At 69.4% G+C, this 13,018-nt stretch carries 16 protein-coding genes and 1 tRNA gene; 11 read left to right on the top strand and 6 right to left on the bottom strand.

Annotated features, from left to right (window positions below):
* Positions 1–72 precede the first annotated feature (72 nt).
* Positions 73–825, top strand: coding sequence for a FadR/GntR family transcriptional regulator (locus tag ABZ911_RS22615; protein WP_358058969.1), 753 nt, complete (start codon positions 73–75; stop codon positions 823–825).
* Positions 826–868: 43 nt separating this feature from the next.
* Here ABZ911_RS22615 and ABZ911_RS22610 read toward each other — a convergent pair whose 3' ends face one another.
* Positions 869–1,777: a dihydrodipicolinate synthase family protein gene (locus ABZ911_RS22610; RefSeq protein ID WP_358058966.1), complete on the bottom strand. Its 909-nt coding sequence runs from the start codon at positions 1,775–1,777 to the stop codon at positions 869–871.
* A gap of 139 nt (positions 1,778–1,916) precedes the next feature.
* On the opposite strand from ABZ911_RS22610, the gene ABZ911_RS22605 reads away from it, so the two are divergent.
* Positions 1,917–2,615 (top strand): FadR/GntR family transcriptional regulator, encoded by a 699-nt coding sequence (locus ABZ911_RS22605; protein ID WP_358058963.1) that lies wholly within the window; start codon positions 1,917–1,919, stop codon positions 2,613–2,615.
* Between the two features lie 39 nt (positions 2,616–2,654).
* On the opposite strand, the gene ABZ911_RS22600 is transcribed toward ABZ911_RS22605, so the two are convergent.
* Together ABZ911_RS22600 and ABZ911_RS22595 are read right to left on the bottom strand one after the other, a co-directional pair.
* The gene (locus ABZ911_RS22600) at positions 2,655–3,254 is read right to left on the bottom strand and encodes a DUF305 domain-containing protein (protein ID WP_358058960.1); all 600 of its coding nucleotides are present in this window, start codon (positions 3,252–3,254) and stop codon (positions 2,655–2,657) included.
* Positions 3,255–3,310: 56 nt separating this feature from the next.
* Complete coding sequence (locus ABZ911_RS22595; protein WP_358058957.1) at positions 3,311–3,649, bottom strand: hypothetical protein; 339 nt, start codon at positions 3,647–3,649, stop codon at positions 3,311–3,313.
* Positions 3,650–3,797: 148 nt separating this feature from the next.
* On the opposite strand from ABZ911_RS22595, the gene ABZ911_RS22590 reads away from it, so the two are divergent.
* The 7 genes from ABZ911_RS22590 (at position 3,798) to ABZ911_RS22560 (ending at position 9,116) form a co-directional block, all read left to right on the top strand.
* Positions 3,798–4,172 carry a BlaI/MecI/CopY family transcriptional regulator gene (locus ABZ911_RS22590; protein WP_358058954.1) on the top strand — a complete coding sequence of 125 codons (375 nt, stop codon included), beginning with the start codon at positions 3,798–3,800 and terminating at the stop codon, positions 4,170–4,172.
* Positions 4,169–5,143 carry a M48 family metalloprotease gene (locus tag ABZ911_RS22585; RefSeq protein ID WP_358058951.1) on the top strand — a complete coding sequence of 325 codons (975 nt, stop codon included), beginning with the start codon at positions 4,169–4,171 and terminating at the stop codon, positions 5,141–5,143. Before ABZ911_RS22590 ends, ABZ911_RS22585 begins: the two co-directional genes overlap by 4 nt.
* A 56-nt stretch (positions 5,144–5,199) precedes the next feature.
* Positions 5,200–5,601: a DUF4259 domain-containing protein gene (locus ABZ911_RS22580; RefSeq protein WP_358058948.1), complete on the top strand. Its 402-nt coding sequence runs from the start codon at positions 5,200–5,202 to the stop codon at positions 5,599–5,601.
* A 36-nt stretch (positions 5,602–5,637) separates the two neighbouring features.
* Positions 5,638–6,621, top strand: coding sequence for a DUF2804 domain-containing protein (locus ABZ911_RS22575; protein ID WP_358058945.1), 984 nt, complete (start codon positions 5,638–5,640; stop codon positions 6,619–6,621).
* Between the two features lie 156 nt (positions 6,622–6,777).
* A complete protein-coding gene (locus tag ABZ911_RS22570; protein WP_358058942.1) occupies positions 6,778–6,963 on the top strand; it encodes a hypothetical protein in 186 nt (61 codons plus the stop codon).
* 68 nt (positions 6,964–7,031) lie between these two features.
* Positions 7,032–7,619 (top strand): hypothetical protein, encoded by a 588-nt coding sequence (locus ABZ911_RS22565; RefSeq protein WP_358058939.1) that lies wholly within the window; start codon positions 7,032–7,034, stop codon positions 7,617–7,619.
* 711 nt (positions 7,620–8,330) lie between these two features.
* Complete coding sequence (locus ABZ911_RS22560; RefSeq protein WP_358058936.1) at positions 8,331–9,116, top strand: hypothetical protein; 786 nt, start codon at positions 8,331–8,333, stop codon at positions 9,114–9,116.
* On the opposite strand, the gene ABZ911_RS22555 is transcribed toward ABZ911_RS22560, so the two are convergent.
* Positions 9,094–9,549, bottom strand: a complete 456-nt coding sequence (locus ABZ911_RS22555; protein WP_358058933.1) for a DUF488 domain-containing protein — start codon at positions 9,547–9,549, stop codon at positions 9,094–9,096. The two genes, ABZ911_RS22560 and ABZ911_RS22555, sit on opposite strands and share 23 nt — an antisense overlap.
* A gap of 234 nt (positions 9,550–9,783) precedes the next feature.
* Positions 9,784–9,857: transfer RNA gene (locus ABZ911_RS22550), tRNA-Lys, on the bottom strand.
* A 105-nt stretch (positions 9,858–9,962) separates the two neighbouring features.
* Here ABZ911_RS22550 and ABZ911_RS22545 point away from each other — a divergent pair.
* Both ABZ911_RS22545 and ABZ911_RS22540 read left to right on the top strand, forming a co-directional pair.
* Positions 9,963–10,799 (top strand): MoxR family ATPase, encoded by an 837-nt coding sequence (locus ABZ911_RS22545; protein WP_358058930.1) that lies wholly within the window; start codon positions 9,963–9,965, stop codon positions 10,797–10,799.
* 83 nt (positions 10,800–10,882) lie between these two features.
* Entirely contained in the window at positions 10,883–12,241 is a 1,359-nt protein-coding gene (locus ABZ911_RS22540) for a VWA domain-containing protein (protein WP_358058927.1), read from the top strand.
* On the opposite strand, the gene ABZ911_RS22535 is transcribed toward ABZ911_RS22540, so the two are convergent.
* Positions 12,222–12,998 carry a nuclease-related domain-containing protein gene (locus ABZ911_RS22535; RefSeq protein WP_358058924.1) on the bottom strand — a complete coding sequence of 259 codons (777 nt, stop codon included), beginning with the start codon at positions 12,996–12,998 and terminating at the stop codon, positions 12,222–12,224. The two genes, ABZ911_RS22540 and ABZ911_RS22535, sit on opposite strands and share 20 nt — an antisense overlap.
* Positions 12,999–13,018 lie beyond the last annotated feature (20 nt).

The following is a 13,018-nucleotide window of genomic DNA, read 5'->3' as shown; positions in this document are numbered from 1 at the left end:
TGGTCTGACCAGTAGGCTGCAGACTGCCAGCCCACGACCGTTCTGGTCAAGAGTCCTGATAAGGGGGCCGCGATGGGCGGACCGCGCTTCGAGCCGGTACGAACAGTGCGTGCGTACGAACGTATCGTCGAGCAGATCGAGCAGGCCGTGGAGAGCGGGAAGCTGCGGCCGGGCGAGCGGCTGCCGAGCGAACGCGAGCTGATGGGGCAGTTCTCGGTGAGCCGGTCGACGGTTCGCGAGGCGCTGCGGGTGCTCCAGGCCCGGGGCCTGCTGCGCTCGCGGCCCGGCGACCCCAACGGGGCCGAGGTGCTGCCGTTCTCCCCCGCCACCCTGCACAAGTCGATGACCACGCTGGCCCGGGTGGACGAGCTGTCGCTGGGCGAGCTGGTGCAGTTCAGGATGGTGCTGGACGGCTCGGCCAACCTGCTGGCCGCGCGGCTGCACACACCCGAGGAACTGGCGGAGATGGACGCCGCCGTCGAGGCCATGCGCGCGGCCGTGCAGGTGGGCTACGACACCTTCAGCGCGGCCGACGTCGCCTTCCACGACGCCGTGGCCAGGGCCAGCCGCAACAAGCTGATCCAGGTCTGCAACGACGTGGTCCGCTCGATCGTGCTCAACCTGATCGCCGACAAGATCGCCGACTCGGACGACCGCGAGGCGCTGATGCTGGAGAGCATCCGGCACCACGAGGAGGTCCTCGAAGCCGTCCGGGCCGGAGACGGACCGCGGGCCGCCCGGCTGGCCAGGCGGAAGATGTACGACTACTACGTGGGCTACGTGCCCGAGGAGGAGCGCGAGGCGCTGCGGGGACTGCTCGAATAGTGCGGCGGGCGCGATCGACGGGGCCGGTTCGTTGGCAGCCGTCTTACAGCAGGCCGGCCGTGGCCAGGTGGGCGGAGATCCTGTCGCGTTCGCCGGGGTTCAGCGGGGTCTGCGGGAGGGCGGTGGTCGGGTGGGTGATGATGCCGCGCAGGTGCAGGGCCGCTTTGAAGGCGCCCAGCGCCGAGGCGCCCGCCCCCATGCGGGGCAGGCCCACCCTCACCATCTCGTACAGGCGCAGCAGCCGTTCCTGCTCGGCTCGGGCCGCCGCCCAGTCACCCGCCGCGGCCTCGCGGAACAGCCGTGCGTAGCCGTGCGGGTCGACGTTGCCGAGGCCGGGCACCACGCCGTCGGCACCCATCCACAGGGCCGTGTCGACGGTCAGTTCCCCGCCGGTCAGCACGCTGAATCCGGCGCCGCGCCGGAGGATCACCTCGCGCAGGCCGCCCTCGTCGCCGCTGGAGTCCTTCAGCCCGGCGAGGACGCCGTCGGCGGCCAGGCTGAGGAGGAGGTCGGCGGTCAGCTTGGTGTGCACGGAGACGGGCAGGTCGTAGGCATACACGGGGATCCCGGCCCGGTCGGCGACGGCCCGGAAGTGCCGGTCGATCTCCACGGGGTGGGTGCGCGCGTAGAACGGCGCGGTCGCCACCACCCCGTCGGCTCCCGCCGCGACGGCCGCCTCGACATGGTCGAGCACCCTCAGCGTGGTCATGTCGATCACCCCGGCGAGCACCGGAACCCGCCCCGCCACGTGCCCCACGACCGTGTCGAGCACCACCCGGCGATGGGCGTCCGGCAGGTACGCCGCCTCGGAGGTGGAGCCGAGCACGAACAGCCCGTCCACCCCGCCGTCCAGCAGGTGGTCCACCAGCCTGACCAGCGACGGCACGTCGACCTCGTACCCGGGGGTGAGCGGGGTGCAGACCGGGGGCACCACACCGTTCAGTGAACTCACGAACACTCCTCCTGAACATAGGACGTCCTACGTCCTATGACGTTAAACGGCGTCCGCGCCCCGGTCAACCATCCGCGCACGACATAGGATGTCCGACCGGGGGCCCTGCCGATCCTGTCCACGTTCCCGGGGGAACCGCATGACCACAGCCCGTCGGCTGAGCCGCGCCGTCGAAGTGCAGGAAGCCGTCAAGGACATCATCCTGCGCCGCAGACTCGCCACCGGTGACCCGCTGCCCACCGAGTCCGAGCTGATGGAAGAGCTGGGCATCAGCCGCAACTCGGTCAGAGAGGCACTGAAGGCGCTGCAGGCCGTGGGCATCGTGGAGATCCGCCACGGGTTCGGGATGTTCGTCGGGCGGATGTCGCTGAGCGGGCTCGTCGACGGACTCGCCTTCCACAACCGGATGACCCTGCGGGACGGCCGCAACGAGCTCGGCCACCTCGTCGAGATCCGCGAGGCCCTGGAGAGCGGCCTGGTCCAACGCCTCATCGACCTGTACGGCGACGCCGACCTGACCCCCGTCGCCGAGGTCGTGTCCCGCATGGAGAACGAGGCCCGGATGGGCGCGATCTCACCGGAGACCGACCGCCTCTTCCACGAGATGCTGTACCGGCCACTGGGTAACCCGCTGGTGGGCCAGTTGCTGGGCGCCTTCTGGGACGTGTACCACCAGGTCAGCGACCAGCTCGGCACCCCGGACGAGCCCCCGGCCGACCTCGCCCGCCACCACCGCGACATCTACAGGGCGGTGGCCGGCGCCGACAAGGAGGCGGCGGTCACCGCCGTCCGGCGCCACTTCGACGGCGTGCGCCACCGCCTGGCCCGCCTGCGGTGACGGCGCCCGGCGGTCGCGTGCCGCCGAGCGCCGAACCGGTCAGAACCTGGCCAGGATCTGCTCCATCTGGTCGATCTCGGCCTGCTGGGTCGTCACGATCGTCTTGGCCAGCGCCTTGGCCTCGGGGTTGACCCCCTTGGCCTCCTCCGTACGGGCCATGTCGATCGCCCCCTCGTGATGCGCGATCATCATGGTCACGAACTGCTTGTCGAACTCGGTGCCCTTGGCCGCTTCGAGCTTCTTCATGTCCCCCTCGGACATGATGCCGGGCATGTCATGACCCATCCCGCCGGTCGGCACCGGCTTGCCCCACTCCCTGAGCCAGCTCTCCATCGTGGCGATCTCCGGGTCCTGGGCTTCCTTGATCTTCTCGGCGAGCTCCTTGACCTCGGGGTCGGCGGCCCGGGTGGCGGCCAGGTCGGCCATCTCGACCGCCTGCTCGTGATGCGGGATCATCATCTGCGCGAACATCACGTCCGCGTCGTTGAACACCGCGCTGGACGCCGGAGCCGACGTCGGCGACGCGCCGGCCGTCATCCCCTCGTGGGCGGCCATCGACTTTCCGTCATCGCTACAGGCGGTGAGCACCAGGGCACTGGCCGCTATGGCGGCGGCGAGCGCGGATCGCTTCGTGAACATGAGTACCTGATCTCCGTGTGGTTCCGTTGATGTCTGGCGTGCCGTACCGGGCAGGCCTACATCCGCAGCACCGAGACCAGCGCCAGCCGCACCGCCGTACGCCGCGGCGGCGGCCTGGCGACACAGAGCCACACGGCAGGCCCGCCCCCGGGCGCGCGGCTCGCCCGCCGCACGCGCGCCTTGACCGCGACAAGCAGCATGACCAGCAACGACGTTAGTACGGCCAGGCACACAGAGCTCGGATCAAGCCCCGGCATGTCCCCACCCAGCGGCCTTTCGTGCGATTGCGTGTGGACGGCCGGCGAGTTATGGGGAGCGAGGTGGCCGAGAGTGTGCATGCCGTAGATGCCGAGGGCCAGCAGGACGGGCAGCAACCACCTCGCGACCGCCCTCACCGTCCACCCCCTCGGCTCATTACGACCCAGGATAGTAGCCGCCCATCACGCCCCGGACGGCCCGGGACGATCAGCCGGGACGGAGCTGGCGAGACGTCTACGACCGCCGGTAGCATCAGGGGTTCGGGTAGCGGGAAGGGAGTCTCACATGGCGCGCGGCCTGGGCGAGCTGGAGTCCACGATCATGGACCGGCTGTGGTCCTACCACCGCCCCGCCTCGGTCAGGGACGTTCTCGAAGACCTCCGCGCGGACCGTGAGATCGCCTACACCACGGTGATGACCGTCATGGACAAGCTGCACACCAAGGGCCTGCTGAAGCGCAAGCCGGTCGGCCGGGCCTACGTCTACGAGACCGTGGCGTCCAAGGAGGCGTACACGGCCGACCTGATGCGCGAATCGCTGGCCAGGAGCGGCAACCAGGCGGCCACGCTCGTGCACTTCCTGGAGCGCCTCACCCCGGAGGAGGCCACCGCCCTGGAGGCGGCGCTGCGGGTGTTCCCGCCCAAGGGCCGCCGCGAATGACCGCTGCCGTCCTGGCCGGGTACGCCGTCCTCGCCGCCGTGGCCCTTCCCCGGCTGCTGGGCAGGGCTACCTGGGCGGAGCGCGCCCCCCGACTGGCGATCGCCATGTGGCAGGCGGCCGGAGTGTCCGCCGTGGCCTCCGCCCTGCTCGCGGCCCTGACCGTCGCCGTCCCCACCGCCGGCCTCGGCCACACCCTCACCCGCTTCTTCCTGACCTGCGCCGCCGCCCTCACGACCGGCTCCCCCGCTTTCCCGCCCTTCGCCACAGGGGTCCCCTCCATGACGGGCGGGCTGGTCGGGCTGGCCGCCGCCGGGCTGGTGGCGGGCCGGGTGGCGTGGTGCGGCGGGCGGGTCGTGCTCGGGGCGCGGCGGGAGCGGCGGCGGCACGTCGAAGGGCTCGCGCTGCTCGGCAGGCACGACGGCGACCTCGGCGCGATCGTGGTCGACTACGACGAGCGGCTGGCCTACTGCGTGCCCGGCCGGCACGGGCACACCGTGATCACCACGGCGGCGCTGCGCTCCCTCACCGCCGAGCAGGTCGCCGCCGTGCTCGCGCACGAGCGGGCGCACCTGCGCGGGCGGCACCACCTCGTGCTCGCCGCAGCGGAGACGCTGGCACGGGCGTTCCCAGGGGTTCCGCTCTTCGAGCGGTCACGGGCGGAGCAGGTCAGGCTGGTGGAGTTGCTGGCCGACGACGTGGCCGCCCGCCGCCACCCGCGCGTCCACCTGGCCGCCGCGCTCGTCAGCCTGGCCACGGGCCGGGCTCCGGCGTTCACCCTGGGCGCGGGCGGCCAGACCGCACTGACCCGGGTACGGCGGATGCTTCACCCGCAGGCTCCGCTGGGCCGTACCGAGCGCCTGTCCGGCCTGCTCGCCGTGGGCCTCCTGCTGGGCGGTCCCGCGGCTGTGGCGTTCCTGCCCGCCCTGACCACCTTCGTCACCCACTGCTGCCACACCCTGCTGGGCTCCTGAAACTGTCGGTGGTGACCCCTAAGCTCTCCGGAAGCCGGTCGACGTGGGAGGTAGGCGTGGGAGCGTGGGGCGTGGGGCCGTTCGACAACGATGGTGCGCTCGACGCGCTGGGCGTGCTCGACGGCACCGAGGATCTCGCCGGCGGGCTCGCCTCGGGGATGCGGGAGTTAGCCGACGCCGACGGCTACCTGGAGGCGCCCGAGCTGTCCGGCGCCGTCGCGCTGGCCTGCCTGGTCGCGGCCAGGTCGCGCGGTGCGGAGGACGACGCCGTCGCCTCGGGGTGGCTCTGCCGCAACCTGTTCACCCCGACCGGCGCGTTGCGCGAGGCGGCGCACGCCACGCTGGAGCGGGCCATCCGCGCGGACGACAACGAGCTGTGGGAGCTGTGGGAGGAGTCGGGCTCGCTCGACGAATGGCTCACCTCCCTGGCCCCCTACCAGCGGGCCGTGAGCCCGTAGCCCCCGAGGCCGCCCGGCCGCCACTACCCTCTGGCTATGCCGACCCAAGAGCGGGAGATCACCGCCTCCGTCGATCTCTGCCTGCCCGACGGGCGTCTCAACCCCCGGGCGATCGGGTGGAGCAGGCGTCCGCTGCATCGTGCGAACCTGCGCGGCTGGGGCAGGACCAAACGCTGGGAGTACTGGGGGATCGTCACGCCCACCCACATCGTCGGCCTGGTGGCCTCCTCGCTCGACTACGCCGGGGTGCACGGCGTCTACGTCCTCGACCGGGCGACCGGCGTGGAGATCAGCAAGGACGTGGTGGTCCCGCTGGCGCGCGGCACGGTCCTGCCGGACCGCAGCGGCACGGGCACCGCCTCGGCTCGGGGTCCCGGCCTGCGCATCGACATCGTCCAGCGCCCCCAGGGCACGTCACTGCTGGCCGTCGCGCCCGGCGTACGGCTCGACGTCGAGGTGCCGCTGCCCAAGGGGCACGAGTCGCTCGGCGTGGTGGTGCCGTGGGGGCCCAGGCGGTTCCAGTACACGCTCAAGGACGTCGGCAGGCCGGTGCGCGGCACGCTCACGATCGGCCAGACCGAGCACGCCATCGACGAGGCCGACTCCTTCGCCGTGCTCGACCACGGCCGGGGGCGCTGGCCGTACTCGATCACCTGGAACTGGGCCGCGGGCAGCGCTCCCGGGCGGGCCATCCAGCTGGGCGGCAAGTGGACGGACGGCACCCGTTCGACGGAGAACGCGCTGTTCGTCGACGGCCGGATGCACAAGATCGGCGACGAGCTGGCCTGGCGCTACGACCGGCGGGACTGGATGCGGCCCTGGCGGATGTCCGGCCCCGGCGTGGAGGTGGACTTCCACCCGTTCCACGAGAAGGTGTCCCGCACGGAGCTGGGCGTGGTGGGCAGCGAGACCCACCAGTGCTTCGGCCACTTCTCCGGCCGGGCCAGGACCGACGAGGGCGCATGGATCGACCTCGACGGCCTGGTCGGCTGGGCGGAGGAGGCCCGCCAGCGCTGGTGAGTCAGGCCGGCCGGAGGCGTTCTGGGGCCGGCGATCATGGGGATGAGGATGGCGAAGACCATCCACAACCTCTGGACGTGACCGGCGCGGTCCGGTGGCGAATGGTCGCGGACGATCGCCGCGATGGGGGCGAGGACGAGCATGAAACCGGACATCATGACAAGGCCGGCGGCGATGACCGGGATCATGTCGCGGGCCAGGGCCATCAGCACGAGGCCGGTGCCGTACACGGCGATCGCGGGCACCAGGAATCGCGTCTTCCCCACCCGGTCGATGATCGGCCCGCAGGCGACGCTGACGACCGACGAGCCGGTCAGCACCACGGCCAGCACGATCGCGTAGCCCTCGATGTTCCGGCCTGCGGCCCCCGCTCGATGAACCGTGGTGCGAGTGGATCCGTCTGAACGGATGTGATCCGCCGCACCCTCACCGCCCTCCTCCTGGCCGCGATGTCCCTGATCGCCCTGCCGGGTACCGCCTGCGCCTGCTCCTGCGCCGTCCCCGAACCCACCGAGATCACCACGGGAGCAGCGGCGATCTTCACCGGCACCGCGACCGCCGTCGAGCACGTGAACTCCGACGCCACCGTCTTCACCTTCACCGTCGACGCCATCTACAAGGGCAAACCCAACACCACCCTGAACATCCGCAGCCACCCCCAGAGCCCCACCTGCGGCTACAACTTCACCCCCGGCACCCGCTACCTGGTCTTCGCCACCGACCGCGAAAGCAGCACCACGTCCGCAGTCCCCGGCGTCCCCCTGCACACCGACCTCTGCTCAGGAAACCGCCCCATCGAGTCCGGCACCCCCTTGCGCGCCACACCAGCCGGAGACCCGATCACCCCCGCCCTCCTCACCGCCCTCGGCCCCGCAACCCCTCCAACCCTCACCGGCGAACCGCCCTACAACCCCACCCCTCCCTGGTGGTGGTACGGCGCAGCCCTCGCCGCCCTGACCGCCCTCGGCCTCACCTTCTGGCACCTGAAGCGCAGATGAACCCCCTAGGCGCGGACCACATCGGCCTGATGAGCCTGACAAGACAACCTGACTCGCTGGCCACGACGGAGCCGGATGGATAGAAGCGCCTCTGAACCTCTCGCACGATTGGCCCGCCCTCGCCACGCTCCGAAAACGTCCCGGGGCCAACCTTGAGGCCCAGGAGCGGCTGTAGGACATATCCGGGTAAGCCGCCGTACAGCTGAGGAAGGAGCACCTAGCTGCCATCCTAGGCCGGTCATGGCAGAGTATGGAGCGGCCCTGGAAGCCGTCGAACGAGTGACGACACTCGCCGCCGAGCACCACATCAACCTGGACAGGGATCGCCCCACACGCCATGACCATGCTGGGATCCGCCCTCAACCACGCCGGTCACGCGCTCGCGACCGCTGGCACCCGACTCGCGGCCGAGCTCGCAGGGCACGGGCTATCCGCCCAGCCGTACACGCTTGGCCACGTCGACACGGCCTCTACCTGGGCACCTTATCTCCGTACATGTGGCCCAATGCGACGCCGGGACCTTCGTGATCAACCTGGCCGCGAGCGGACAATTTCGATCAACGTGCAGACGTCAGAATCTCGTCAATCTACTCTGCAAGAGGGGGCAAGGTCGGCCGTCAGGATGAAGGACCCTGGATGACACAACACTCATTGTTCGGCCCCGAACTCGGAACGCTCCAATCGAAACCCCGCGTGCCCAACTACCGGCCAATGAGGGTGCTGATCACGGTGAAAGCGGCGCCGAACCCGTCGGCTGCCCACGGTGAAACCGTCTGCGTCGCCGGACTCAGCCTGGACATCGATAACCCCGGATGGATCCGCCTCTACCCCATCAATCACCGCGAGCTCGAAGCCAACAGCAAGTTCAAGAAGTACGACATCGTCACCGTGGAGGCCAAACCCAACGACCGCGACCCCCGTGTCGAGAGCTGGCGGCCACGCGGGGACCGCTTCGCGGTTGTGGGACACCTCAAGAGCTGGGAAAAGCGCATGCCGTACCTCGACGACTACGTCGAGGAATCCATGTGCGACCTCCTCAACGGCGTCCGAGCAAACCCAGGCGCCCGCTCGCTGGCAGCCATTCGTCCGCAGGAGATCCTCGACCTGGATATCGAACCCCATCCAGGCTGGACGCCCGAGGAACAGGCGAAGATCAACCTCTATGTGGATCAATGCGCCCTATGGGGCTCCGGACCTCGGTCCGCGCTCCAGGCACCACGATTCAAGGCCTGGTACCGCTACCGCTGCCACACCCCGGCCTGCAACACCCACCGTCAGGGCATCATCGACTGGGAACTCGTCGGTCTGCAGCGCACCGTCAGCGATCGCGACGACGCCAGCGTGATTCAAGCAATCCGCGAAAAGTTCTGGGACATGATGTGCGCCCCAGACCGCGATACGATCTTCTACGTGGGCAACCAGCAGGCTTACCCCAGAAGCTTCATCGTGCTGGGTGTCGTCTACCCCCGGCGGCCTAAGCCGAGATCACGTAGCTGAACCGCTCGCGCACAGCCTCCAGAACCAGATCGCGATGGCAGCGGTGTTCGTCAGCCTCGAAACACATCACCGCCACCTTCCCCTGCCGCGCGGCCCGAGCGATCCGCTCCAAACAGTCGCGAGCCTCATCACCATCGAGAGACTGGGCATAGATCCCGCGCGCGGCATCTAGGTCCGCCGGGCTACCCCCGAACCCGGCCCGATTCCACTTCGGGTTACCCAACTCCCGCATGTGCTCATAACCGATCCCCGCATCAGCCAGCGCAGCGTGCAGAGCGCTCTTGCTGAACCCTCGCTTGCGGGAGATCGGGGTCAAGCGCACGTCAACCAGCAACGCGACACCCTCGTGACGCAGACGGCGGACAAACCCGTCGAGGTCGTAGCCCTCGTATCCGACACCGGTCACGGCTAGCTGCTGATTGATCGTCAACATGACTTGCACTCTCTCACGAGTAGGTGTGTCCGTCACCTCGTTCCACACAGGGAGACTCCGAAACGTCGCTAACCCATCACGATTAGCTACGGACAGCAACCGCTCATGGAAGATCGACGATCTCCCAGATACGACGCGGCCATCCACGACCACACCACGAGGACCATTAGGCGAAAACCTACTACCCCAACAAAGAAACCCCAGCTCGGCGTACCGAACTGGGGTTTCCATCTGTGCGCCGCCAGGGACTCGAACCCCGGACCCGCTGATTAAGAGTCAGCTGCTCTAACCAACTGAGCTAGCGGCGCTTGCAGAGAGGAATATACCGGCACGAAGCCACCGGGTCGAATCGGCGGCCCCTCGGAGGGGGAGGTGTCTGTAGAATAAAGTTCGGCCGCCTGACAGGAGCATTGATGTTCGATTCCCCCGCCGATGTGAGCAGGCGGCTCGCCGCCGTCGACTACCTCTCCGACGACGCCATCGCCACCTCCGTCTTCCTCGCCGCCGCCCTGGGCAAGCCCCTGCTGGCCGAGGGCCCCGCGGGAGTGGGCAAGACGCAGCTCGCCAAGGCGGTCGCCGCGGCCACGGGCGCCGAGCTGATCAGGTTGCAGTGCTACGAGGGGCTGGACGAGGCCAGGGCGCTGTACGAGTGGAACTACAAGCGGCAGTTGCTGCGCATCCAGGCGAGCAGCACCGATGACGACATCTTCGGCGAGGAGTTCCTGCTGGAGCGCCCACTGCTGAAGGCGATCCGGAGTACGGGGCCCGCAGTGCTGCTCATCGACGAGATGGACAAGGCGGACGTCGAGGTCGAGGGGCTGCTGCTGGAGTTGCTGTCGGACTTCCAGGTGACGATCCCGGAGCTGGGCACGATCACCGCGACGCGCAGGCCGTATGTGGTGCTGACCTCGAACGCGACGCGGGAGTTGTCGGAGGCGTTGAAGCGGCGCTGCCTGTACGTGCATCTGGAGTATCCGTCGCCGGAGCGGGAGAAGGAGATCGTGCTCAGCCAGGTGCCGACGCTCAGGGCCGAGCTGGCCGAGCAACTGGCGCGTACGGTGGCCACGCTTCGGACGCTGGAGCTGAAGAAGGCGCCGTCGATCGCCGAGACCGTCGACTGGGCGCACACGCTGCTCGCGCTGGGCAGGGACGACCTGGACGAGGCCACGGTGGCGGGGACGCTCGGGGTGGTGCTCAAGCACGCCTCCGACCACGCCCGCGCGGTCAAGGAACTCGGCCTGCCGTCATGAGCGAGGCAGCGACGGAGAAGATCGCGTGAGCGAGGCAGCGGCGGAGAAGGTCGCGTGACCGGGCCAGTGGCGGAGGAGGGCGCGTGAGTCTGGTCGATCGGCATGTGGGGTTCGTGCATGCGCTCCGGGAGGCGGGGCTGCCCGTCTCGCTGGCCGAGGGGCTGGACGCCGTACACGCGCTGCGGGTGATCGACCTGTCGGAGCGGGAGTCGCTGCGCGCCGCGTACGCGGCGACGCTGGTCAAGCGCCCGGCTTACCGTCCGGGCTTCGACGTGCTGTTCGACCTGTGGTTTCCCCCATCCACCACCGGCCTGCATAACACGATAAATCGAGAAAAGTCCCTACAGGACGCGCCGGTGAATGAGCTGCGGGAGCAGCTGGCCGAGCTGCTCACCCAGAGCACCGACGCCGAGATGCGGGAGTTCGCCCGCGAGATGGTCCAGCGATTCGGGCAGCAACCCGCGGGCCCCGGCAGGCAGAACTGGTTCTCCTACAGCGTCATGCGCGCTCTGTCCCCCGAAACCCTGATGGCCCGCATCCTCCAAGCGGTCCTCGCGGGCCGGGAACGCGGTGGCCTGGCCGAGAAGACCGCACGCCAGCGGGTCGCCGCCAACACGAAGAGGTTCGAGGAGGCGGTCGCCGCCGACGTACGCCGCAGGATCGCCGAGGACTCCGGCATCGACCGCATCGCCCGCTCCTCGGTGCGCCCTCCCCTCGACCAGCTCGACTTCCTCCGCGTCACCAAGGCCGACCTGGCCAGACTGCGCCGGGAGGTACACCCGCTGGCCAGACGCCTGGCCGCGCGCCTGACCATCAAGCACCGCCACGGCAAACGCGGCCGCCTCGACTTCCGCAGGACGATGCGCGCCTCCCTGCAGAGCGGCGGCGTACCGCTCACCACGCACTTCAAGCCGCCCCGCCCGCACAAGCCCGAACTGGTCATCCTCTGCGACACCAGCGACTCGGTCTCCTCCTTCGCCCACTTCACCCTGCTGCTCACCTACGCGCTGCGCGAGCAGTTCACCAAGGTGCGCGCGTTCGGCTTCGTGGACACGGTCGACGAGATCACCAAGTTCTTCGTCCCGGGCGCGGACGTCGTCGAGGCGATGACCCGCCTGGCGAACGAGGCCGACATGGTGCGCTTCGGCCGTACCAACTACGGCCACTCCTTCGAGCGCTTCACCGAGCGGTACGGCGACGCCATCGGCCCCCGAACGAGCCTGCTCATCCTGGGCGACGCCCGCTCGAACTACCAGCCGCCCGCCCTGGACACGCTGAAGCGGCTGGCGGGCGGAGCCAGGCACGCGCACTGGCTCAACCCGGAGCCCGTCGCCCAGTGGGACACCGGCGACTCGCTGGCCACGTCCTACGGCTCGGTCGTGCCGATGCGCGAGTGCCGCAACGTGGCACAGCTCACCGCCTTCATCGAGGATCTCGCATGAGTTCGCGGGCCGCGGTGCGGGCCAGGAGTTCGATCTGCTCGTCGGTCAGCACCCGGCCCTCGGCGCTGCGGATCACCCGTGCCACCAGGCGCGGTTTGAGCAGCGTCACCCCTTCCGCGGAGACGATCCCCTCGCGCGGCAGGTTCCCGCAGTGGACGGCCAGCATCGGCTGGATGGTGAGGGTGATCCCGGTCTCGCGGCCGAGCAGGTCGGCGAACGCGGCGGCGGTCTCGACGAGCGGCTTGGCCACCTTGCTGCCGTACTTCTCGCCGAAGAACAGCCGGCCGTTGTAGGTCGCGATCTCGGTGTCGGGGCTCCAGGACTCGTTGTCCACGATCCAGACGCCGGCGGGGCCGATGACCAGGTGGTCGATCGAGGCCTGGCCCCTGATCGCGCGGCCGTCGAGCAGGCGGTAGCCGTTCTTGCCGAGACTGCGCCTCAGCAGCCGTTTCGTGATCACTTCGCCCTTGCGCCTGCCGCGCCACACGGCGGTGGCGTGGAAGGCGCGCCAGCAGAGCAGCCAGTCGACGGCGGCCGTGAGGCCCGCCGCCGCGAGTACCAGGACGATGCCGCCGAGCAGGGGGAGCTCGAGGCGGATCGCGAGCGCCACCCCGAGCACGAAGCCCACGGCAGCCTTGATCGCCCTCGATCGCTGCCTGATCTTGGCGTCCTCGAGCCAGTACTTCTCGTAGTACCACTGGGGGGACGAGCCCGTGAACTTCTCGTCCTGCTGCACGTAGATTGAGCCACCGGGCACGGCAAACTCCCGAAGTACGT

This window comes from Nonomuraea sp. NPDC046570, assembly GCF_040645915.1.
GTDB lineage: Bacteria > Actinomycetota > Actinomycetes > Streptosporangiales > Streptosporangiaceae > Nonomuraea.
Note: the sequence above shows the minus strand (reverse complement) of the source record. Positions and strands in the feature narration are given on the sequence as shown.

Excerpts from the sequence above, each read along its gene's own strand:
- ABZ911_RS22575 (WP_358058945.1), top strand. The coding sequence starts at position 5,638 with ATGCCGACCCAAGAGCGGGAGATCACCGCCTCCGTCGATCTCTGCCTG.
- ABZ911_RS22555 (WP_358058933.1), bottom strand. The coding sequence starts at position 9,549 with ATGTTGACGATCAATCAGCAGCTAGCCGTGACCGGTGTCGGATACGAG.
- ABZ911_RS22600 (WP_358058960.1), bottom strand. The coding sequence starts at position 3,254 with ATGTTCACGAAGCGATCCGCGCTCGCCGCCGCCATAGCGGCCAGTGCC.
- ABZ911_RS22570 (WP_358058942.1), top strand. The coding sequence starts at position 6,778 with ATGACAAGGCCGGCGGCGATGACCGGGATCATGTCGCGGGCCAGGGCC.
- ABZ911_RS22605 (WP_358058963.1), top strand. The coding sequence starts at position 1,917 with ATGACCACAGCCCGTCGGCTGAGCCGCGCCGTCGAAGTGCAGGAAGCC.
- ABZ911_RS22560 (WP_358058936.1), top strand. The coding sequence starts at position 8,331 with ATGAGGGTGCTGATCACGGTGAAAGCGGCGCCGAACCCGTCGGCTGCC.
- ABZ911_RS22590 (WP_358058954.1), top strand. The coding sequence starts at position 3,798 with ATGGCGCGCGGCCTGGGCGAGCTGGAGTCCACGATCATGGACCGGCTG.
- ABZ911_RS22545 (WP_358058930.1), top strand. The coding sequence starts at position 9,963 with ATGTTCGATTCCCCCGCCGATGTGAGCAGGCGGCTCGCCGCCGTCGAC.
- ABZ911_RS22615 (WP_358058969.1), top strand. The coding sequence starts at position 73 with ATGGGCGGACCGCGCTTCGAGCCGGTACGAACAGTGCGTGCGTACGAA.
- ABZ911_RS22585 (WP_358058951.1), top strand. The coding sequence starts at position 4,169 with ATGACCGCTGCCGTCCTGGCCGGGTACGCCGTCCTCGCCGCCGTGGCC.